Annotated in this window: 15 protein-coding genes; all 15 read right to left on the bottom strand. The window is 67.2% G+C overall.

Going from position 1 to position 21,453, the window contains the following annotated elements; all coding sequences use genetic code 11:
- Positions 1 to 7: 7 nt before the first annotated feature.
- Positions 8 to 4,564: a hypothetical protein gene (locus ACN4E0_RS06450; RefSeq protein WP_419566682.1), complete on the bottom strand. Its 4,557-nt coding sequence runs from the start codon at positions 4,562 to 4,564 to the stop codon at positions 8 to 10.
- 4 nt (positions 4,565 to 4,568) lie between these two features.
- The gene (locus tag ACN4E0_RS06455) at positions 4,569 to 6,797 is read right to left on the bottom strand and encodes a hypothetical protein (RefSeq protein ID WP_419566684.1); all 2,229 of its coding nucleotides are present in this window, start codon (positions 6,795 to 6,797) and stop codon (positions 4,569 to 4,571) included.
- A gap of 17 nt (positions 6,798 to 6,814) precedes the next feature.
- Positions 6,815 to 7,687 carry a hypothetical protein gene (locus ACN4E0_RS06460; RefSeq protein WP_419566685.1) on the bottom strand — a complete coding sequence of 291 codons (873 nt, stop codon included), beginning with the start codon at positions 7,685 to 7,687 and terminating at the stop codon, positions 6,815 to 6,817.
- A complete protein-coding gene (locus ACN4E0_RS06465) occupies positions 7,684 to 7,959 on the bottom strand; it encodes a hypothetical protein (protein ID WP_419566687.1) in 276 nt (91 codons plus the stop codon). Before ACN4E0_RS06465 ends, ACN4E0_RS06460 begins: the two co-directional genes overlap by 4 nt.
- A gap of 5 nt (positions 7,960 to 7,964) precedes the next feature.
- The gene (locus tag ACN4E0_RS06470; RefSeq protein WP_419566689.1) at positions 7,965 to 8,303 is read right to left on the bottom strand and encodes a hypothetical protein; all 339 of its coding nucleotides are present in this window, start codon (positions 8,301 to 8,303) and stop codon (positions 7,965 to 7,967) included.
- Between the two features lie 12 nt (positions 8,304 to 8,315).
- On the bottom strand, positions 8,316 to 10,982 hold the full coding sequence (locus ACN4E0_RS06475) for a phage tail protein (protein WP_419566691.1): 2,667 nt from the start codon (positions 10,980 to 10,982) through the stop codon (positions 8,316 to 8,318).
- Positions 10,982 to 13,189, bottom strand: a complete 2,208-nt coding sequence (locus tag ACN4E0_RS06480; RefSeq protein WP_419566692.1) for a putative baseplate assembly protein — start codon at positions 13,187 to 13,189, stop codon at positions 10,982 to 10,984. Before ACN4E0_RS06480 ends, ACN4E0_RS06475 begins: the two co-directional genes overlap by 1 nt.
- Positions 13,189 to 13,608 carry a GPW/gp25 family protein gene (locus tag ACN4E0_RS06485; RefSeq protein ID WP_419566693.1) on the bottom strand — a complete coding sequence of 140 codons (420 nt, stop codon included), beginning with the start codon at positions 13,606 to 13,608 and terminating at the stop codon, positions 13,189 to 13,191. The genes ACN4E0_RS06480 and ACN4E0_RS06485 overlap by 1 nt, the downstream gene beginning before the upstream one ends.
- Positions 13,608 to 15,263, bottom strand: coding sequence for a hypothetical protein (locus ACN4E0_RS06490; protein ID WP_419566694.1), 1,656 nt, complete (start codon positions 15,261 to 15,263; stop codon positions 13,608 to 13,610). The genes ACN4E0_RS06485 and ACN4E0_RS06490 overlap by 1 nt, the downstream gene beginning before the upstream one ends.
- Positions 15,260 to 15,964: a phage baseplate assembly protein V gene (locus ACN4E0_RS06495; RefSeq protein ID WP_419566695.1), complete on the bottom strand. Its 705-nt coding sequence runs from the start codon at positions 15,962 to 15,964 to the stop codon at positions 15,260 to 15,262. Before ACN4E0_RS06495 ends, ACN4E0_RS06490 begins: the two co-directional genes overlap by 4 nt.
- Positions 15,961 to 17,049, bottom strand: coding sequence for a phage late control D family protein (locus ACN4E0_RS06500; RefSeq protein ID WP_419566696.1), 1,089 nt, complete (start codon positions 17,047 to 17,049; stop codon positions 15,961 to 15,963). Before ACN4E0_RS06500 ends, ACN4E0_RS06495 begins: the two co-directional genes overlap by 4 nt.
- A 196-nt stretch (positions 17,050 to 17,245) precedes the next feature.
- Complete coding sequence (locus ACN4E0_RS06505) at positions 17,246 to 18,769, bottom strand: hypothetical protein (protein WP_419566697.1); 1,524 nt, start codon at positions 18,767 to 18,769, stop codon at positions 17,246 to 17,248.
- Positions 18,766 to 19,368, bottom strand: a complete 603-nt coding sequence (locus tag ACN4E0_RS06510; RefSeq protein ID WP_419566698.1) for a phage tail protein — start codon at positions 19,366 to 19,368, stop codon at positions 18,766 to 18,768. Before ACN4E0_RS06510 ends, ACN4E0_RS06505 begins: the two co-directional genes overlap by 4 nt.
- The gene (locus ACN4E0_RS06515; protein ID WP_419566699.1) at positions 19,365 to 20,972 is read right to left on the bottom strand and encodes a hypothetical protein; all 1,608 of its coding nucleotides are present in this window, start codon (positions 20,970 to 20,972) and stop codon (positions 19,365 to 19,367) included. The genes ACN4E0_RS06510 and ACN4E0_RS06515 overlap by 4 nt, the downstream gene beginning before the upstream one ends.
- A 22-nt stretch (positions 20,973 to 20,994) precedes the next feature.
- Positions 20,995 to 21,450 (bottom strand): phage tail protein, encoded by a 456-nt coding sequence (locus ACN4E0_RS06520; RefSeq protein WP_419566700.1) that lies wholly within the window; start codon positions 21,448 to 21,450, stop codon positions 20,995 to 20,997.
- Positions 21,451 to 21,453: the final 3 nt, after the last annotated feature.

Below are 21,453 nucleotides of genomic sequence, written 5' to 3' on the forward strand. Positions count from 1 at the left end.
GCGATCATCACCTCAACTTCAGGCTGCCGAAATCGACTTTGAAGCCCTTCTGCAAACTCGCTCCAGGTACGAAGCTTCGCACGATGCGGGCCTGCGCCATGTCGGGGCCGATCTCCTCGATCCGGGCCTGCGCCACGCTCACCCCTTGCGCATTGCGGATGACGCCGATCAGCCCGGTCCGGATGACCGAGACGTCGATCGCCAGCGGCACGCGCTGACCCGGCTCGGCAGGGACGGAGGCGGCCAGGCTTGCCGGGATCAGTTGATCGACGGGAGCATGGGCAGCAAGGAGCAGCGCCACGCGGACGAGCTCGCTCATGGCCTCGACAGCATCCGCCTTCCCAGTATCGATCTGGGCAAACAGCCAGTTGACCAGGTCCTGTAACGCGCGGCGCTGCTCGATGGGGATTGCCCCCCATTGGGGAAGGGACGAAAGTCGGGCGAGCGCGACCGGCTCGTCGTACTGCGAGAGCAGTTCCGCCCACTGCATGCGAATGACCGGCGCGATATCGTCGAAGCCGGCATGAAGGCAGGCGGCGACCTTGCCGAGGTCTTCCATCATCCCGCTGGCGGCTCGCGCCAATTGGGGCCGTTCGCGCGCACCGTCCATCACGTCTCCCAGGCTCGCCAGCTCCTGAACCTTCCGCTGCATCTCGCCGAGATCGAGGCGCGCGAGCTTGGCCAGATCGAGCCTCTGAACGAGGTCGTACCGCTTGGCGATGCGCGCACCTTGCATCACCATGGCCCCCTGTACCGCCAGCAACGCGCGGGCCGTACTGGCTTGCACAACGGGCTCGACGGGTCGTGCCAGCGCCAGCCGTGCGCTCACCGCGGCGAGGAAACCGACCGCCACGGGGCGCTTGTCGAGAGCCTCGACCTGACGCGCAATGGACGGGAACCATGCCAGCGGAGCGTCCTGGAAGAGGCCGACGTAGCCGCGCAGCTCCTCTGGCTGGTCTTCATGCCCACGCATGCAAGTAAAGACCGGATCGGGGGCGAGCGCATCCTGCGTGGTCGCGGTACGCAGGGGGCGCCGCAGGAGGTCTCTGCGCGCGCGGCGGAAGATCATCGTGTGTCCGAACTCGCGGATGATCCCGGCCCGGCGCGCGTTGGTCTCGGCAGCGTCCTTCTCTGCCTCGGCCAGGAGAGAGAGGCCGACTTCGACATCGTGACGCGCCTCTTCCAGCTCGATCCCGATCGCGTGGAGGCGCGCGGAAGCGGCATCGATACGCGTGGCGATCGCCTCGGCCGTCTGCCGGGCATCGGCCAGGAAGCCGGTGTAGAGGTCGATCCGCCCCTCCACGAAGCGCATCAGCGCGATCGCATTGTCGAGCGCCTTGACCGCAGCGTTGAAATATTCGGATTCATGTCGGCTGCTTTCATCGGCCGAAAGATCCGCCGGGTCGCTGTATTCGGTCTTGCCCGGCTCTCCACCGGTGCGCTGCTGGTCGAGCAGGACGTCGCCGATCGTATTCGGCGTCCGGCCATCCTTCTTCGCCTTCGCCTCGTCGCCTGTGAAGATGAACCCCGGCGCGGGCAGGTCGGCCAGAGCAATGCCCCTCGCCCGGTCCTTCTGCTCGATATCGCCGACAAGGCCGGCGATGGTGTTCATGATCGCCATCTTCCCCGCGACGGCATATTCGTAGGCCTTCTTCGAGGGGGGATCGTCGATGCGGCGGGCGACGCTGACCGTCCGTTCGACCAGGCTGGGCAGCGGCCGGTCGAGTTGGATGTCGCGCTTCGTGACGTCACGCGCGAATATCCCGGCCGCAACCGAAGCATAGGTCGGCCTGAGGTCGTACTTTATGTCCGTCGCGACACGATAGGTGGGCACAGCCGGCTCGACCGCGGCGACCGCGACCGGCCTGACCGGTGTGGCCCACTCGAGCGCGGGCACGCGCGACGGCTCGACCGGGCTTGTTGCCCGACCGCCCAGCAACCCGAGCAGCCCGGGCTGCCTCTCGGGGGTCAAGCCCAGCGCGACATTCAGCATCGGGCTCGGAGGCGGGGGGGGCGGCGGCGGAGCGGCAAGGGTTACCATGCTGCTGGTGACACCGGCGATGCGCGCCGGCTTGAACGCCATCATCGATGCCATGGTGACGGACTTCTCGCTGGGCGCGGGTGTCGGAACGGGACCAGACCTGCTTTCGGCTGCCGTTCGCGCGGGCGCCACTTCGACCGCCACCTTGTCGGTCGCCTTCGCAAATCTTCCGAACCCGGTATTGCTGACCAGCGTGGTGTGCGATTTTTCGAGGAACTTCGCGAGGTCTTCACCGGTTGCCCGCGCGCTCTCGTCACGGCTGGACAGGTCCGCGAGGGCGGGCGAGGTGACGAGTTTTGCGGCCGCGTCTTTTCCGAGGATGTATTCGCGCAGGCGATAGATGTCGGACCTGGCACGCACGAAGCCGAGATCGACCGCGTCATTGGTCGATTTGAGCCGCTTGTCGACGTCTTCGGCGAGACCGATGAGACCCCTGTTCGAAAGCAGCTTGAGGTGGTCGGCGAGGAAATCCTGCTGCCAGCGCGCGCTGAACGCGGCGATATCGGGCACGGTCTGGAAATCGCCGGACACGACGACGCCAAAGCTATCTTCGCCAAGCTCCAGTGGCTCCGAAACCTTGGCCTTGGCCGATGCTTCAAGCCTCGATTTCTCGGGCCAGTAGCCGGCGAAAAGTGTGCGTTCGCGCCCGGCCGCATCGATCGCCGCGATGGGGCCCCATTCGGCCACCCCGCCCGCCTGGACGAGTACAAGATGCGCCACCTGCCCCGCGGCCTTGGCGGCCACATCCGCCCCATCGATGACCAGCCTGATCCAGGAATCGGCCTCGGGGAGGTCGGACTCGCCGGCCTCCTTCGGCAGATCGTCCATGTCGGCCAGCGCCTTGCGCTCGCCCCAGACATGGCCCAGCACGCCGCTCTTCCCGTCCTCGCTCGCGGCGATACGCACCGCCAGCGCCTTGGGCGGCTTGCTCGAGGACAATCGTACCCAGAGCGACAGCCTGCCCCCCTCGCCCAGCGGCAGCGGAACGGAAGGACCGGCGCCGGCCACTTCGACGCCATTGCCTGCCTCGATCCTGAGTATGCGCGCGGCCCCAAGCGGCGCCGGCAGGTCGCCGACCGCGGCCAGCTCGCCGCTGCGTTCGTCCTCTGCCGGAAATTCGGCGTACTTGCCGTTATAGGCAAGGTTGAGCGCGTTCATCGAACTGCGGACGCTCCCGCGCCGCTTCAACCCGTCGCTTCGATCGTCGACGAAACGGTCGATCGCAATCTGGAATGCCCCGTCGGGAGCGGCAATCCTGAAGAGGTCGCCATCGTAGAGCTTCGCCGGGACCGGAAGCAGCAGCTCGACAGAGTCGGGTTGAGTCAGGTCCATCGGAGCCAGTGGTGCGGCCTCGCGCACGGCCAGTTCGACCTGTTCGATCGCCACCGGGGCCATCCTCACATCGAAGCCGGAAGGGAAGAAGGACTGGTGGCGGGTCAGCGGATCGAACAGGTCGCCCGGCAACATGCCGACGGGCGGCAGCAGCGCGAAGGGCTTGGCGAAGGCTTTCGCATCGGCATTCTCGAGCTCGAGGACCTGACCCGCAAATTGCGCCAGGCGCGCCTGCCACAGATAGGGATTTCCGCCCCTCCCGGCTGAATAGCTCCGCGGCAGGGGGTGCCCGCCGATCCGCGCCACAGCGGCGGCGTCGATGAACTCCAGGCTCCAGTCCTCGGCAAATCCGATCAGGGCGAGCGGCACGCCGTGGTTCTCCCACGGATGAGCGTCGCCCGACCCGAAATTCCGCTCCACGTCGAAAATCCGGTTGGCGAGGAGATTGCGGCGTTGCTCGCCCGGCCCGGGCATTGCGTAACCGAGGCCCCCACCGATGCCGGTCATCTCTTCGGGCCAGGCGTAGAGAGCCAGGCGCGCGCCATCGACATATTGCAGATCGTCGAACGCCTCGTCGCGGCGATCCGGCGGACAATCTCCTTCCGAAGGATTGGCGAGCTCGACCATTACGACGGGCTCGGCGACCAACACCATCACGCGCGGCAGCGCATCGCCATCCCCCTGCTCGACAAGGTGCGCGAGCGATCGGTACATCGTTCGGGGTGCCTCGGGACGCAGCTGGAGCCCGTCGCCCATCGGCGTGTCCCGCGGTTGCCCGGCGGATCTTTCGCGTTCGTCCTCGCCGAGATCAGCGCGGGCGATAACGGGCAGCTTGGCCAGGAGCAGGGACCGGGATGCCGGGATCGACACATCCTCTCCGGATCGAGCCAGCCCCAACCCCTCGCCCACCTGGATCCGCGCGACATCGAGAGAGGCTCCGATCGCGTCGCGCGACGCGGAAACCTCCAGCCCCGCAATGGTGCCATGCGAGACGGATTGTCCGCGCAGGCGCTGCAGCCCCGAGAGCGTCTGTCGCTCCGCTTCGAGGGCGACATGCGAAAGCGCCCTGCCGGTGAACGGCCGGATCCTTCTCCGCCAGAAAGTGCCGGTATTCGGCCTGATCGGGGGATCGACCCCGACCACGTGCTCGTCACCGAAATGCGGGCGAATGGGAGTGATCGATTGCACCATGGCCCTAGGCTCCCAGCAGCTTGCGCACGATCTTCTCGATCTGGGCGACGTCCCGCTTCTCGATCGCGCCAACCACCATCTTGGCCGCTTCCTCGAGTTTGCCGCCCTCGAATGTCGTGCCCACGAGGTCGACTTCCAGCGCGAAACCGGTTTCGGCCAGCCAGTTGCCTTCGGTTCCCGTGAAGAACTTTTCGTCCGAGGCCTTGGCCAGGCGGCGGATACCCTCGCCCAGTTCCTGTCGCTTGAAGACGGTGGCGACCGCCGCGACATCGGCCTCGCTCAACATAGTCGGCGCGGCTTCGGATTCGGTCGCCCGCGTCAGCACGGTGGCGCGGCGCAAGGTAGCGGCGCGGTTGATCGCCAGCGTATTGGCGGACAGTCGGGCATTCGTCAGGACCGCGGGTGACACGCTTGCCGTCCGCAACCCGGTCAGGGTCGGCGTCGCGCTGACCGCCGGCGTGGCGGCGGCTCGTTCGATCACCGCTTGGGGCAAGGCTTCTTCCAGCTCCTTGATCGCCGCGACCGAGAACAGATCGGACTGGATCACCGTTCGCATGCCGAGCAGTTGGTTGATCCGCGCGGTTGCCGGGGCGGTCGCCTGCTTCTTGAGGTTCTCGTAGCGCGTCTTGAGCCGGAGTTCGCCCATGCGCTCGGCAATCCGGCTCTCGAGCGATTCCTCGCTGACCGGTGGATTGGTCGTGACGTCCGGGCTGACGACCACGCTCCCGCTTCTGTGTTCCGAATGCACGATCGTCCGCGTCCGGGCGTAGTATATCAGCGGAGTCCCGTCCGCCGTTCGCGGCAACATCGCGCGCGCTTCGGCAAGCGCCGCCTGCCACAGCGAGAGGCTTGCACTTTCCTCGGCGGTCAGGATGGCGGTGTTTTCGGAGGAGGCCGAGAGGGGCGCGGGCCGGAAGCGCGTGCTTCGGCGCAGGAGCATGGCGTTGAGAGTCGCCAGCGGTCGCGCCGAGCCTGTCGCGGCCACGCTGGCCTTGGCCTTGAGGTCGAGCGTCACCAGCGACTGGGCAAATTGCTGGAACAGCGGACGCGGCACCGGGATGAGTGCAGCGACCGAGAGGCCTTCTGCGCTGCCGGCCTTGGCATCCAGTGCGATCGGCGGCATGCCGACGCTTTCCTCGACGATGGCGGGCATTTCGTCCGCAGGGATGAACCCCACCGTGACGTCGGTACCGGTGGGGAAGTAGATCTGTTCAAGACCGTCCTCGCCCATGGAAATCGCCGCCGCCGGCATCGGCCCGACCGCCGGCAGGAGCGAGAAATGCTCGCTTGCCGGGAAAGCCATCCCCTGCCCGCGGCTGCTCCGCTGCGCGATGACGTCGGCAAGATGCTCTTCATGCTGGGTCACGAACGCCTCCGCCAGCGCGCGGGGCGATGCGCCGAGCGACACCTGCAAGGGCGTGTCCGCACCGACCTCTCGCCGGACCATCGCCGTGTCGATCCAGTCGACCACGCCGCGATCGAGCGCGACCATGGCGAGCGGCAGGGCATCCTGCGGCATGCCCGACCCGGTCCCCGAGAAGATCGCCTGTGCAACGATCCGCCGGGCCTCGTCGAGCGAACCGGCGCTGTCGCCGTCGGGAAAGGCGATCAGCGTCAGTGCGGTCGCCTCGACGATATCGCCATCTTCCACTCTCCGCTGGCCGGTGATTTCGGTGGGATAGGCCGAAACCGGATTGGCCGAAAATTCGACCGGCCTCAGCGCGACTATGAACAGGCCGGTCCGCCGCCCGAGGGGCTGGTTCGGCTTGCGCGAAAGACCAAGCGACGCATCGAGGCGCCGGGTTTCGGGCAAATCCATGAGGGCAACATCGCGGGTCTTCTCGATCATCACGATCGCGCCCGACGGGGTAACCCCGTGGCCGGCTTCGATGACGATCGTCTGCCCGCGCGGATCGTCGGACAGGGCGACCCGCAGGCCGTAGACCACGCCGGTCCCGCTGGCTTGTGCAAGATCGTTCTGCCGCTGGCGGATATAGTCCTGGTCGCGCGTCAGATCCGCGCCGGTAAGCATCCGCCCATCGAAATACCGCGTGCGCCGGCGAACGCCGTCGAGGACCAGGGCGGACTCGGCCAGCAACTCGCCGAGTTCGTCGCGAGACAGCAGAGTGCCCGCCTTTCGCCCCGCTACCTGCGAGGCGCCGAGCGCTTCGGCGACATCGATCTGTGTGCGCCGGGTCGCGGCGACATCGAGAGTCTTGAAAGGAGTGGCCATGACGAAATCCTCGCGAACTACGGCTGGACAAGCGGCCGTTCATCGATCTCGCGCCCGAACCACTTGCCCGGGAAGAAGATGAAGGGTCGCTTGGAGTTATCGACGACAATGCGCTTGCTCATCTGCAAGCGCGGGCGGGTTTCCGGGGCGCTGGGCGGCTTGATCGGCAGGAAGATGCGCGCCAGGAAAATTGCTGCGGGATCGTGCCCGGAAACATGTTCTGCCAGGGGATTTGGCCCGTCCGCCGTGCGGTTCTCGGTTCCCTCGTCCCAGCTGCCGAGCACCGCCTTCAACTGCTTCTCGGCATTGCCGCCGCCCGGCCACTGGTTCGCAGGCTCGGGGATCGGAGCGGGGCCGCCCTCCTGCCGCAGGACGAGTTCGAGCGAACCACGCTCGGCCAAGCGCGAGGAGACCACCGCATCGAGCGCATCGAAGGGCCCGGTGGCGAAGGCCGGCGTCTTCGCCGCTCCGCAGCTGTGCGCCGAAAGGAACAGGTCGGCGGCGACCATATCGTCCTTCGGCACGCGCGGTTCGGAATGGCTGGCGGCGTTGAGTTCGGCATCGCGGCGATCGTCGAACCAGCGGGCGAGCCGGATGCATTGCGGCGAGGATATTTCGACCAGACGGCCATAGCGATCGAGCGCGACGCCGGGCTCTACGGTCAGATGCGCTTCGGGATCGTCGGCATCGGGCGCGACGACGCGCAGCCCGGCGAGCGTGCCGTGACCCAGCAGATATTTCGCAAGCCTGGCCAATCGCGCGCGGTGATAGGTCTGCTCGTCGCGCAGATCGGTCGCGTCGAGCATCTGTCCGATCGAGTAGTTCAGGCGCTCCGCTGCAAGTTCCTGTTCGAGCGGATCGACGACCTCTTCTGCATAGGCATCGCTCATTTCGGCCTCCTGATGGTGATCCGGCTGGGCGTCACGAGCCGCGGATTGACCCGCACGGCCGCCTCACGGACGACCGGCGTCGACAGCTGCCCCGGGCGAACGCGAACCTCCGGCTTCTCGACCGTGACCCTGATCTGCGCGGGATCGCTGACATTGCCCGCATCGTCGGTGACCTGCAGCCGGAAGACATAGCTGCCCGGCTCGAAATCCGACCCGACAGCGAGCACCGGGCGGGGACTTGTCACGGGCTTGTTGGGCGCGAGATTGGGCATTGCGGTCAGCCCCGATCGATCCAGGTGAAGGTGTAGCTCACCACCTTCCCGGGGGCCTGGTCCTTGGACCGCGCGCCCGAAAGAATGATCGTGTCGCCCTGCTTGACGGTCAGATCGCCGAGGACCTTGCCGTTGCCGTCGACGAGGTCGAGCACGGCGGTGGGCTTGGCCGCGTCCTTCACGATCACGTCGATGAAAGCGGGTTCGCTTTCGTTGCCTGCATCGTCGACTACGACCAGCTTGAACCGGTTGGCCCCGAGATCGAGTTGCTCGCCTGTGGCAAGTTCCACCTTCACATTCGGTGCATCGCTCTGCACGGGCTTGTTGCGGACGAATTTCGCCATCGGCTTGTCTCCTCAATTCCAGGTCCAGATGTACCGATCGATCACCCGACCGGTTGCGGCACTCGACCGCAGGGCACTGAGTACGAAGGCGCTGTCGGACAGCACTTCTTCCGGCCCGTCGGCTCTCGCCTTCGGCGGATAGGGCGCTGGCCCGTCGGCACGCGGATCGAGCTGGCCCTCGCCCTCGATCCGGTCGCCACCGCCGATTTCGGATTCGCCGACACGCACGCGGCCCGGATGGACCGGCGCCGCAAGCCAGCTGTCGATCCCCACCAGTGCGTTGATCCCGGCGATGAAGCTGCTGTTGCTTGGCGAAATGATAAGTTCGACATGGGCAGGCGCGGCCTTGCGCGCAGCAGCGCTCAGGCGCGCCAGTTCCGCCGGCGCGCCGTCGCCTTCACCGCGAACCAGCACCAGAGTTCGAAAGGCCAGCTTCTCGAAAAAGCGTTCGACCGCGGCTCTCTCGGCAAGCGATTTGGGCAGATCGTCGCGGAAGAGCGCCAGCAGGGCATCATTGTGTTCTTCGCCGAGTATCAGCGTGTCGCCCACGAGGCTGTTGCCCGATCGGGTCATGCCGAGCGTGAGCGGATCTTCGTGGAGCGTGAGGTCGGCTCCGAGGATGGTGGCGAAGGTGCGTCGCAGGCGAAAACCCTCGACGACCGCAATCCGGCCGCTGGTCACGCCGCCGCCCACCAGCACCTGCGAACCCGCCCCTGCCGATGGGTCGCGCGCCGTCAGCACGAGCGCACGGGCGGCCTTGCCTCCTGCATGGACGAGCGCGAACTGTCCCGGCTGGGGAATGGCGCCGCGTTCGTCCAGGCTGCCGCCCCGGAGCAGCCTCCCTCCGCTTTCGATCTCGAGCTGGGCGAGAAGGCCGCCCAGGGTGCCGTTCAACCGGGCGAGCGGTGCGGCGCAGGCCAGCCTCTGGCGCAGCCTTTGCGGCGACACTTCGCCGGCGGGATCGACACCCACCCACTGGGCAAGCCAGGGGAGCGCGAAATCGGGCGCGGCGAGCGGATCCGTGACCCGCCAACCATCCGCCACGCGGCCTTCGATCGCCGTAAGCTCGGCCTCGAAAATCCCGAGAAAGCGGTCGAGAAAATCGGCAGGCGTGGCCTGACCGCTGTCGGTCGCATCGCTCCCCGCCGCGGTTTCCCGATAGAGCTCGGGCAAATACTTGTCGCGATAGGCGAAGCGGTGGCCGTACACCCGCAAGGCAAACAGTTCGGGGCTGTGCTGCCCGTCCCCGACGAACTCGACATGCAGGTGGAGGTAGCGTCCTTCCAGCCGCCGCACCTGGCGCGCGCTGGCCTGCAACAGGACTTCGAAGTGACCGGCCCGCCCCGGCTGGCGCGGGCAATCGGACAGGCCGGTGTCTCCCGCTATCTCGGACTGGAGATGCGACCACGACCCGGCCGGGGCAGCGCCTTCGCTTGGCAGACCGAAGAGATGCGGGCTCCATCCGCGCGGGTTGTCAGCGCTCGGCAGGGCGGGCCGCTGTGTCGTATTGGACGCCAAGGCCCAGATCCGCAGCCCGGCCGATCCGCGCAGGCAGAGTTCGGCGTGGAGGCGGTGCCACACGCAATCGAAGCGTTGCGAATCGTAAGGGCCGAGCGAGAGCGAGCCCGACCGCGCGAATGTCGCTCGAGAAACCGCCCGCAACCGCTGGAGACCAAGCCGGTCCGGCTCGCCGGACACATAGTTCGGGAGGTCGGCGAGCGCGTTGCAGAAGCCCGCGCCGAACGGCTGGCGCAAGGGATATACGCGGCCGTTGGGAACCGCCTTGTCGGCTTCCGCGAACAGTTCCGCCAGGTCATAGGAGATCGCGCGCGAGGCATGTGCCGGACCGTCGCTGGCGAGAACAGCGATGGCATCGCCCCCGTCCCACGCCAGCGAATAGGGAAAGCGCAGCCCCTCCAGCGGCTGGCTGCGCGCCAGGGTGCGGCCGTCCCACAACAGGAGGACCGCCTCGTTCGACGGATCCCAGCACAGGATGGCCGCACGCCCGTCCGCCCGACCGGCGACCGCCACCGCCTCGAGCGGCGCGGAAATCGAAAGCCGCGGCAGGGTGACGATCGAGGGCGACTGGGGATCGGGTCCGACCGGACCGAAGGCTTCTTCGTCTTGGAAATCGTAGCCGCGCGGGCGCCGCGGTGTGCCGCGCAGGATCGCGAGCGAGCCGCGCGAACGATCGACCAGCAGCATCGCACCACCACCGATGGGTGCCAGCAGATGCGCGTCGAAATCGGCATGCTCCGCACGGGCGTCCGGCCAACGACCGCGCAAATCGTGGATCAGGACGCCGTCGTTCCGGGCGACAAACAGAATGTCGCGGTCGAACGCCATGTCCGTCGGCTGCGACACGCCGACCGGATCGTCGGGCGCAAGCGAAAGGAGGGCCGACCCGGGCATGAAGCCCGACGCGAGCACCGCCTTGCTCGGCCCGTCCCACCACGCGAAGCTGCCCTCCTCGTCGAAGACCGTCGACGGCTGCATGGCCATCTGGCGGCTGAAGGTTTCGTCCTCGGCAAACACCGGAGACGCCTGCTCGCCAGCGAGCCGCACCACTCCCAGCCGCCGGTCCCCGACCAAATTCGCCGGCGCCTTGTCCGGATCGCGGCCGAACCCGAAGCCCGCTTCGCTTGCGATCTGCCAGAAAGGGGTGCCGTTGACATCCATCAACAGTGCTCCGGAACCACGGGCACGGGAACCGCGTCGCCCCCGGCGACGTCGGCCAGACCGGTGTCGGGCAGACGATCCGACGCCTCGCTCCCCTCGCCCACGCCGAGCGAGACGAGTTCGGGCAATTGCCAGCTCTCGAGCGTGATTGTGCGCCGCCCGGCAAGGTCGGCCGCGACAGGCAGCCACCCGCCTTCGGCATCCCGGCGGAACAGCTTGACCGGAGCGACGGTGAACACGCCCGGAACGCGCGAGACGATTGATTCCACGAGCCTCTCGTCGACCGTTCCGCCAAGCGGCCACCCGCGACCCTCCGCGCCTCCCGGAGGCAGCGGCCAAAGCAGGCGATGGACCGTCGCCGTGACGGCATCGAGGATCGCCTCGCGGCGGTCACTGTCGGTGATTTCGACCGCCACTGAAATCCCGATGGGCACATAGTCGGTGCCGACGACATAGAGTTCGGTCGACAGCGGCCGGCGCCGGTCGAGCCAGCGGTAGACGCTTTCGAGCAGGGGCCGGTCGGGCCGCGGCGCCGGTGCCTGGGCGCGGTTGCTCGGCGGGATCGCCATTACCGAGACCGCACCGGGCATGTTCTCGAGACGCTGGTGAGGCTTGAACCGCTCGATGACTTCGACCCGCCCGACCTGAACCCCCGGGGTTGTGGCCGCCAGTTCGGCATAGTCGGTTCGCGTGACCGCGCGTTCGCGATGGCGCAGCGTGGCAGGAATGCGCGCCTCCGCCTGCGCAATGGTCTCGGCATCGGTCCCGCCGGCAAGCGGCAGCGGTTGCGTGACCTTGACCTTCGGCAGGCCGGGGATGTTGGCGAGCTTGGTGATCGATCCCGCAGGCAGGTTCCCGCGGATGCCGCCGCCGCTGCGCATCATCGCGACCTGCACCGCCCGACCTTCGCCCGGCACCTTGCCGTTCACGCCATTGCCGAAGCGGATCGTTCCCGCCTCGCTGTCGAGGGCATAGGCGCGCTCGCCGCGCGCGGTCGCGCCGATTTCGGGTACCTGCCGCCAGGTCTGCAGACCGGTTTCCTCCTCGACCTGTACGACCAGCGTAGCCGGATCGATCGAGGTCTGGCCGAGCGAGAACTTCTGCCCCGATGCACCCGTGCCGCGCCCGACGGTCTGCCGTCCGAAGCTGCGACGTTGCTCGATCTCGACCGCATTGGTTCCGGCCCAAGAGATCGCCATCGAACCGATGGCACCCGGTTTCCGGGGCCGAGCGCGCAGCCAGCCGACCAGTCGTCCCGCGGTCAGCGGGTCGTCGATCCGCGGCGGGCGGTCTCCGACGCCGGCCCGATAGTGGGCGGTGACATCGTTTTCGGGCGCGCCGATATCGTCCACGCCGGGCAGCGCCAGCCGCACCACGCCGGTCTGCGTTACGCCGCGACTGGTATCCGAAAGCACGCGCAGCGGGAGATATTCGTTGCCGTCGCCGCGCCCGGTGCAAATCTCCCAGACGATCGGCAGCGGGGCGCGAACCCCGATTTCCTCATAGAACTGCGCAGTCCGTACGGCAGGAGCGATGCCGACGTTGACGACCTCGCCGCGATTGTCTGCCCCACCGCCCAACTGGGCCCTAGCTGCGGCGACCGTGACAGGATCGGGATCGGCCGCAAGCAAGGCGAGCCAGAGGCAGCCGTCGACCGCCTGCTGCGCAATATCGATACCCGCCATATCCGCCCCGGAGGTGAAGACCGGCGTCGTCACGTAGCCCTGCGCCCGGCTCGGGATCTGGTAGAGTCTCTGCAGATCCGGCAGCAGGCCGCCCAGCTGGCCCTGCTCGAACGAAGTGGGACGCCGCTTGATGTAGCACTGCGAATCCACCGGCAGGAGCGTCACTTCGCTCAAGGTTTCGAAGGGGAACGGCTGGTCGATCCGGCTCAACACGGGGAAGGTCACCGCGGGTACGGGACCCTTTTCGGCCGAGGCAATGCTGATCAATCCCCGGGCTGGTTGCGCCGGCCGCAGGGGCAGGTCGAGCAGACGCAGGAACGCGAGCCTTTGTCGCTCGGGAATGAGATTGGCCCGATAGAGGATGGTATCGCCCAGCCACGCGAACAGCTCGAGCAGCGTGCGTCCCGGATCGCCCGGCTGCGGGTCTTTCCATTCCGGCGTATGCGACGGGATCCGGGCGATCAGGTCGGTGACGAGATCGTCGAAACTGCGGTCGTCGAGGGCGGGCGGACGGATCGGCATCAGGCGCCTCCCACGGATACGGCTGCCTTGATCGCGCCCGGCTGGCCGTTGTGGCGCAGGCGATAGCGGATCGCGACCAGCACGAGGTTGGGATCGGCATCTTCCTCGACGGTGACCTCATCGAGCAGGATACGCCGTTCGAAGCGTCGCAACGCACCGGTTATCCCATCGCGCATCCGCGCCCTTGTGGTGACGGTATTCGGCCGGTGGACCATCCGTTCGAGACCCGCGCCGAAATCGGGACGCAGCAATTGCTCACCGGGGGTGGTTCGCAGGACGACTTCGATCATCTCGCGAACAGACTGGGCAAGCCCGGGCCATTCGATGCGTCCGTTCTCGCCGGGCACGGGCAACAGCGGCCATGCCAGGTCGGGACGCATGCCCTGCGGAGTGGATGTGGCTAGCACGGGAGCTGACACTAGGGGCCTCCCTCGTTCGAAGCTGGTTGGGGGGCCGGGATCGGCAGGCAGATCTTGATCCACAGCATCCAGTGGAAAAACAGGTTGAAGAGCGACAGGAAGATGTTGAGCACGATGAAAGCGCACAGGGTGATGATCGGCAGAGAGAAGCTGCACAGCCAGCCGAGCCCGATCTTCGACGGCTCGCCGCCCTCGCCCTTGAGCGAATCCAGCGGATCGCGGTTCATCAGCGCGGCCAGCTCCGGAGGCATTTCGAACGCCACGTTCGGCTTGATCGAGCGCAGGTCGCCGAGCACCGGGAGCGCGATCTTCGTGGGCGGCCCGTCGCTGTCCCACCACGGCGCGATGTGAAACGGCTTGCTGTAGTCGCTCCACGCCAGCCGCACGGGGCAATCGGGGCCATGCGACAGGCGCACAAAGCCACGCGCGCGGTAGAGCCAGTCGCGGCCCTCGAACCGCGTGGCATCCGAGTGGAAGGAGTCGAATGTCGTCGTCAGGCCCTTGAGCGCCGCGGAGGTCAGGGCGTCTCCGGTCCTGTCGTCGATGGCGGGCCAGCTCAGCGGCATCGTCAGGCCGCCCGCCACGGGCTTCTGTTCGAGCAGCAGCGGGATCGCCTTCCCGATCCAGTCGAGCGCGGGCATCGTCGCCACCACCCGGCCGAATTCGTCGACCCGCATCGGCAGGTCGAGCCCGGCAAGAACGGCCCTTGCCTCGGCTGCCCCTTGGCTGGCTCCGAAGAAGTCGACCTGGACGCTCAGTTGCTGGAGGAACAGGCCGAGCTCGTGATAGCGGCGTTCGTCGAGCGTAACCCCCTTGGCGGAGGCAGCAAGCGGGTTCATGCCGGCCCTCACCAAGGTTGGTACGAAGGGGGTCGGCGCAAGCGCCTCGCCTGCATAGGGCATCGAAATCGAGCCCCGCCGGCGCAAATAGGGCGACAGCGTTCCGACATAGGGATTCGACTGAGGATCGGTCCCGCCTGCGGCGAAGTCGATCCGCGCCTCGTTGCCCGGCGCGCGCTCGTCGCTCGCCACCGGGACCAGGCCGAACAGAATGGTCTTCCCGCGGGCCTTGCACACCTCGGGCGGCGCGACCTGCAGCGGATGCAGTTCCTCGCGCTGCATATCGTTCTTGCGCCGATGCTCGGCCACGATGCGCGTCAGCTCCGCCGCATTCGCCGCGACGGCATGGCGTTGCAGCGGATCGGGATCCAGATCGCCTTCGCCGGTCACCGGAGTCCATCCAAGGACCTCTTCCCCGGCCTTCTTCCACGCCAGGTCGCGGCCATCGCCGGCTCTACGACGCACGACGAGGCCGGAGCCGACGATCTTCTTCGGATCGACCGGCGGCAGCCCCGGCGTCATGCAGTGCACCTCGAACAGGCACAGCTGGAACGTGCGATGCACGGGTGGAGAAAGTTCGAGCCGTCCCGTTCCGCGTCGCCGGCGGACGTTGCGGCGCCCGGCCAGGCGAGACTGCCAGTCGTCCGCCTGCAGATCGGCCATGAGCGCGTCGATGAAATCGTCACCCGAATAGCTGACGATGCATTCGCCCGGGACATTCGTGCCCAGCGGACGAAGCTCGACCGCGTGGTGCGGACGCGGCGGGAGCTTTTGCCGCATGCGCCGCGCGCGGGCCGGGTGGAGGGTCGCGGTCACCATATGTTGCCCGCCCCCGGCGTGTAGGACGGCGAAATAACGCCCGCGGTGGCCTGCAAGGTGGTGCATTTCACCACGCCCGAGAAATCGGCCATGGCCGACTGGACCGAGACCTTGCTCGCCGTGATCTTGCATTCGCCCGAGGCGGTGATGTCGACCTTGGCGCCGCTGGTCAGGACCATGCCTGAACTGTCGATCGTGACCGTCGAGCCGGCCACGTCGCACTGGATCTTGCCGCCACCCTCGTCGGTAATGACCACGCTCGTCCCGCCCGGCGTCAGCAGTTCGATGCGTTCCTGGCCCGAGCTTTCCTCGACGATGGCGATCCTCGTTCCGGCCTTGCCGTTGAGCGACCAGCGATCGACCGCATCCCCGGGGAACTGGTCGGGCGGTTCGGTGGCACCGTTCCACAACGCCCCGACCACGACCGGATGCGCGCTGTCGAAGCCGACGAAGACCACGAGCACTTCCTCGCCCACGTCGGGCAGCGCGTGCATGCCGTAGTCATTGCCGGCAAAGGCGGTCGCCACGCGCGCCCAGATCGGGGCGTCGCCCGCCGGATCGGCGGCCAGCAATTGCACCTGGACCCGGCCCTTGCCGAGAGGGTCCTGTACGGAGACCACCCGCGCGATCTGCGTCGCCGCCAGCCAGTCGGCGGGCGCGTGGAGACGTGCGCTCGAGCTTGTCAGCGGCGCGCTCATGCCTCGCCTCCGAACCGCGCGCATTCCGCCGTAAAATCGGTCTGGTAGCCGTTCTCGAGGTCGAAGCGATGGACGGCCTCGGCGACGACGTACTGATTGGCGAACATGGGATTGAGCCCCGTCAGCGTAAGCCAGCTTCCCACGCGGATGCGCGGATCGCCCACGGCTGTCCCATGGGCGCGCAGGAATTTGCGCGCCTGCCGGCCGTGCGCGGATTTCGCCATGACCTGCGCCCAGGATGCATCGACGGGGCCGTGCTCTTTCAGATGGTTGCGATAGGGCTGGAACTTGCGCGCGAGGACATCCTTCGCAAGCCCGCCCTCGCCCGGCCCCAGCTCGCCTTCGGTCATGCTAGCCTCGGCCTGCTCGCCGGCATCGATGTCCATGCCCGAGACGCTCGTCTCGCCGAACTGGTCCGCGAGATCGGCGGTCGCTCGAAGGGCAACCAGCTTTTCGGGAAAGGCGAGTTCGACTGCCGTCCGTTGATCCCGGGCGAGCGGGCCGACCTGCAGGTCGGTACCGACCAGTTGCAGATCGGCGTCGAGCAAGGCGAGGACGCGCCGCAGGAAGGCCAGGTCGGTTTCCGCCAGCTGCGCCCAAGTCTTGACCGGATCGTCGAGGCCATCGCGCACTTGCGGCGTCAGGCTGTATTCGCCCGCGATCTGCTCGACGATCGCCTTTGGCGACATGTCTTCGAAAAGGCGGGACCGGCGAGTACGGCGCATGGTAAAGAGCAGGTCTTCCGCAAGGACCGTCAATTGCGGACCGCGGTCGGCACAGACTTCGCTTTCAAGCGCGGTAATCAGTCCCTTGAAGATCTCCTGCGGACCGCCCGAAGGGCCCGCATAGACGGCGATCTCCTCGCCCAGTTTGAAAGGCTGGTCGCTGCCGAGTGCGCCGTAGCCAGCACTGCCGTCGGGCGCCGTGACCCAGTCGGTAAAGCTGATCTCGAGCGACGACATTCCTCCGGTCGCCTCGCGCATTTCCATCGCGGTGACCTGATCGGCCAGCATCGGGTATTCCATCGTCCCGATGCGGACGGTGGGACGTGCGCTGAACAGTGTCGGAGGATCGTCGCGCGCCATGATCTAGTCGGCCCTCAGCCTTGCCGTGCGCTCAAGCCGCCGTTCGATCCGGCGCTGAGTAGCCAGCGCGATCCGGGACAAGCGAGGGGATGCGGCGCCCGGAGGGCTGGCGGGCGCCGCAGGCTCGGAAAGAGCGTGCGCTTCCATTTCCTCGATCATGACCGTCATGCTTTGATTCCCATTGTCATTTCCTCGATCACCGGATCCGCACCGATGCGCTTGCCGACGCGGTCGCTCGCACGCCCGCTCCGGAGCTCACCAATCTGCCGGTCGCATCGAAACTGGCATCTGGGCCGGGCTGCGGTGGTGCAGCAGGCGCCATCAGCTTCGACGTCGAATAGGATTGGAATTGCGGCCCCCTGCTGGCCGTCGAGAGGCCGGCGAATGCGCCCTCGCTGGCGGACAGCCCCGCCAGGGCGCTGGTGGAGCCGCCTCCATAGGTGGTCGAGCTGTGCTCTTCCCATCCGCCCGACGGGGTCCAGCTGGACGACGTGCTGGTGCTGACGGTCGAGCCATCGAATCCCGTCGTCGTCGACTCGCTGTAGGCAAACATCGCGCTGCCGCCATCGCCGGCAGAGCCGCCGAAAGCGCCCCCGGCGGCAAAGCCCGCCGACGACGTGCTCGCGAAATTCGAGCCCGCAGCGAAACCGCTCTCGAAGGAGGCACCTGCGCCAGCGCCCGCGCCAAAACCCGTGCCTCCTGCAGCCCCGAAGCTCGAGCCAGCGCCGGCACCGAAACCGGCGCTCGCGCCTGCACCGAAGCCGACTCCTGCGCCAGCTCCCGCGCCAAAGCCAATTCCCGCGCCGCCGCCCGCGCCGAAACCGGCACCCGCGCTGGCGCCGAAGCCTATGCCAGCGCCTGCGGAAATGCCGCCGCCAATCCCCGCGCCGATGCCACCGCCCACGCCGAGACCCACGCCGCCGCCCGCCGCCGCGCCGAAGCCGAATCCGACCGACGCGCCAGCCGACAGGCCCAGGCTGAATCCCGCCGCTGCCTTGAGCTCGACTCCGCCCTTTACCGCGAGACCGCCGCCTCCTCCGCCCCCGCCGCCGCTCTTGGCCTTGTCCTTCTCTTCCTTCTTCTTGTCGTCGGCCGGTGTCGCCGCTTCGCTTTCATCCGGCTCCCCTCCAGGGAAGCGCATGCTTTCTGAGCCGTTCTCGGCGGCGATATCGCGTGCGGCGGAGGTATCGCCAGATGCCGCCCCGACGCGCTGGGCGATCTCGGTCGTGCCCAGGGCACTGTCCGAGATGCTGTTGACCTCGATCTCGATGTCGTCGTTGACCAGCGTATCGAGCTTGGCCCGCCCCTCTTCGACGACGCCCTGCATCGTCAGCTGGACGGTCGAACGGAGCGGCACGCCCTCGCCCGACCAGAAGTCCAGCGTCTCGTTGAAGGATTCGATCACGCCTTCGAATTTGAAATTGCCCCAGACCAGTTCGAGCACCGGAGGCGCATTGTTGTGTTCGGGGTTGGTCAGCGCCATTTCCTTCAGCGCCTGGGTACCGATGATGAAGCCGCCGCGGACATCCATGCCCATGTCGGTGCTGTCGAAGATCAGCGTGGCTTCGAGCTTGGGCTTGGCAGGCTGCGTGGCCTGGTTCGAATTCTCCTCGCCGCCGAGATTGTTGGTCAGCGAAACCTTGAGAGACTCCGGGTTGAAATAGGCCATCCAGCCCATCCCGCCGCCCTTCTCGTTGATCTCCATCATCGCGAAGCTCATGACGGCACCTGCGCATGAAGGCCTTCATGGGCGAGATGGAGTTCCTCGATCGCGATCTCGTCGCTGCTGGCATTGAGGTCGCCGACCCGGAACTTGACGGGCATCGCGTAGGAGAGACGCCACCCGACCACCGCCTCGCGCGAGCTTCCGGTGCTTGCGGGGCTGCCATCCGCCGGAGCGTCGGGTGCCGACGGCGCGCTCGCGATGGTCGGGCGGATCAGGAAAATGCTGACATCGGCGCGGCCTTCGCTGCCCCAGGCACCGTTCAGCCCGCCCGAACCCGAAAAGAGCGACCACCACGCCCACAGATGCCGCGACGTCACGATCCCCCGCTTGAGCATGACGGTCGAAAACGAGACCGGGCCCGGGCGCTGGTAGACGCGATAGTTCTCGCCCCCCGCACGGATCACCTTCGGCTCCATCGAGGCCTCGAGCCCTGTGACCTCGGAGAAGGCGCCGGTGATGACCGTGCGCGGCACCGAACCGCCATCGTCGCCGGTCGTGTCGCGAACCCGATTGTAGAGGCCCAGCGCAATCTCGACGTGGAAATTGAAGCCGGGGAGCGGCGTCAGCGGGTCCTGTCCTGCCGGGATCGTCATGCCTTGTCTCCCGCCCACAAGACCAGCGATACCTTGATCCGTTCGACCAGCTGCGCGGGCAGGACCTCGATATCCGCGACAAGCCGTCCGCTATCGAGGTCCGCTTGGGTCATGCTCCGGCGGTCGCAGACGACAGAAAACGCCTCCGCCTCGCTGCGTCCCCCGAGCACACCGTCGCGCCACAAGGAGCGCAGCAGGCTTTCGAACTGTCGGCTAATGCGGCCCCAGGTTTCGGGTGAGGACGCCTCGAAGAAGAACATCTCGCCCAGCTGGCGGGTATTTTGGACGAGCGAAGCCATGAGCCGCGACACCGACCCGGCTTGCCAGTGGGTGCTGCCGGACGCGGTCGCGTCGCTGAGCAGGCGCCATTCGCCCGCCTTGCGGCCGAAAAGCGAGAGGGTTGCGCCCAGCCAGTCCGCCTGGGCCGGCTCGTGGACGGCCTGCAACATGCGCTGGGACAGGGCCGGCAGGGTGGAGCGGATCGTGCTGCGCAGGCGCCCGGTGGCGGGACTGTGGGCGCCGTCGGTGAGTGTGGTGCGCGCGATCGCCCCGGCCAGAACGCCTTCTCCTCCCTCGACGCCTTCGCCGAGCAAGGACGCGGCGGGCGTTGCCAGCCATGGCCAGGCCAATTGGAGCCGGGCGCTGGAAATCGCGCCCGATTGGTGAACGAGCGCCAGCGTGCGTTCCGCCTCGTTCTGCGATCCATCCAGCGACGCGGCATCGAGGAGCGGGAGACTGGCAAGCAGCATGACATCGCGGCGATGGCTCGCGCCGCCGGTCCCCGCCAGAATGTTCAGCGCGACCCCGATTGCCTTTCGCCAGGTTCCGAAATCGCCCTTGGTAAGACGAGGCGCGAGCACCCGCTCGCTGGCCGGACGCGGAAGCAGGACCACGGCGGGCGCCTCGGGTGCGCAGTCGACGAATTGCTCTTCGATCGTGTCGGGTACGAATTCGGTGCGTTGCACTTGTGCCGGACCCGCAATCAGATCGGGCAGGTCAGGGAGCAGGAGTAGCGCCACATCCTCGAGGTAATGGACCAGCGCCGCCCCGCTCCAGTTGGCGGGATCCCGCATGTCGCCTGGACCGGCGGAGCCGATGAAGCCCGGTAGAAGAGGTGCGCGTTCAGCGGCATCGACAGGAGCAGTGGCCTTGCGCCAGGCGAGCAGGTTGCGAAAGTCGCGCCACGCCGCTTCCCGATCGCCATCGTGCGACGCCAGCACGGGAAGCGGATCGCCCGTCCGTACGACATAGGCCTTCGCACCGCCCTCTTCGAAAAAGGACCGCACGGCCAGACCGAGGCGGCAAGGCACCTGCTCGGGCGATCCCGCCACCAAGGGTCGTTCGTCCCAGGCGAATAGCGCGTCGAAGGTTTCGAAGGAATCGATCGGTACGGGAATGTCGAGCAGGGCCTCGCGCTTCTCCGCAGCGCGAAACAGCGGCCCCGGCCGGACGAAGTCGGTTTGTGCGATCCACTCGGAAACTGCCCCCGGCAGCGGCCCCGGACGCCGATGGACCAGCCCGACGAACAGCGCCACATCGGCCCGGGTCGGCGCGAAGCCGGCCCGCGCGGGGCGTTCCCTGATCTCGATTCCCGGTACGGGCATCGTCCCCCAGCCTCCGTTCGCGTCAGACAGCGTCGAATTCGAAGCCTTCGGCCGCCACGACCAGCTCTTCCATGGCGACATCGCTGCCGCCCTTGGCTGCCAGCGTCGGGCCGGTCCATTTCATCGGTCGCGCGTTGATGAGCTTCCACCGCATGACCGCATTGCCCTGCTCGTCATTGAGCGTGATCGACAGGTTGCGCGCCGTCTTGGGACTGGTGCGGGTCGCCTCGATCCATTCCCAGAAGTTGCGCATGCCCATCAGCCCGCGCTTAAGCGTGACGTCGGATGTCTTGTGGAGCCCGGGCAGCTTGCGCACGTGGTTCTCCTTGTCGTTGCCCTGGCGGTATTCGATGAGGCTGTTCTCCGTCCCGATGCCGCTGACATCGGAAAAGCCGCCCAGCGCACTGTCGGACGAGGTGCCGTCGTTCATTTCGACGAGGAAATTGTAGGCGCCATAGGGTGTTTCTCGGGTTGCCATGGG

The sequence above is a fragment of the Qipengyuania sp. genome, assembly GCF_048550555.1.
Lineage (GTDB): Bacteria > Pseudomonadota > Alphaproteobacteria > Sphingomonadales > Sphingomonadaceae > Qipengyuania.

Coding starts and splice junctions, on each gene's coding strand:
- ACN4E0_RS06465 (WP_419566687.1), bottom strand. CDS start 7,959: ATGCCCAATCTCGCGCCCAACAAGCCCGTGACAAGTCCCCGCCCGGTG.
- ACN4E0_RS06515 (WP_419566699.1), bottom strand. CDS start 20,972: ATGCCCGTACCGGGAATCGAGATCAGGGAACGCCCCGCGCGGGCCGGC.
- ACN4E0_RS06505 (WP_419566697.1), bottom strand. CDS start 18,769: ATGAGCTTCGCGATGATGGAGATCAACGAGAAGGGCGGCGGGATGGGC.
- ACN4E0_RS06460 (WP_419566685.1), bottom strand. CDS start 7,687: ATGAGCGATGCCTATGCAGAAGAGGTCGTCGATCCGCTCGAACAGGAA.
- ACN4E0_RS06455 (WP_419566684.1), bottom strand. CDS start 6,797: ATGGCCACTCCTTTCAAGACTCTCGATGTCGCCGCGACCCGGCGCACA.
- ACN4E0_RS06500 (WP_419566696.1), bottom strand. CDS start 17,049: ATGGCGCGCGACGATCCTCCGACACTGTTCAGCGCACGTCCCACCGTC.
- ACN4E0_RS06495 (WP_419566695.1), bottom strand. CDS start 15,964: ATGAGCGCGCCGCTGACAAGCTCGAGCGCACGTCTCCACGCGCCCGCC.
- ACN4E0_RS06450 (WP_419566682.1), bottom strand. CDS start 4,564: ATGGTGCAATCGATCACTCCCATTCGCCCGCATTTCGGTGACGAGCAC.
- ACN4E0_RS06470 (WP_419566689.1), bottom strand. CDS start 8,303: ATGGCGAAATTCGTCCGCAACAAGCCCGTGCAGAGCGATGCACCGAAT.
- ACN4E0_RS06475 (WP_419566691.1), bottom strand. CDS start 10,982: ATGGATGTCAACGGCACCCCTTTCTGGCAGATCGCAAGCGAAGCGGGC.
- ACN4E0_RS06480 (WP_419566692.1), bottom strand. CDS start 13,189: ATGCCGATCCGTCCGCCCGCCCTCGACGACCGCAGTTTCGACGATCTC.
- ACN4E0_RS06510 (WP_419566698.1), bottom strand. CDS start 19,368: ATGACGATCCCGGCAGGACAGGACCCGCTGACGCCGCTCCCCGGCTTC.
- ACN4E0_RS06520 (WP_419566700.1), bottom strand. CDS start 21,450: ATGGCAACCCGAGAAACACCCTATGGCGCCTACAATTTCCTCGTCGAA.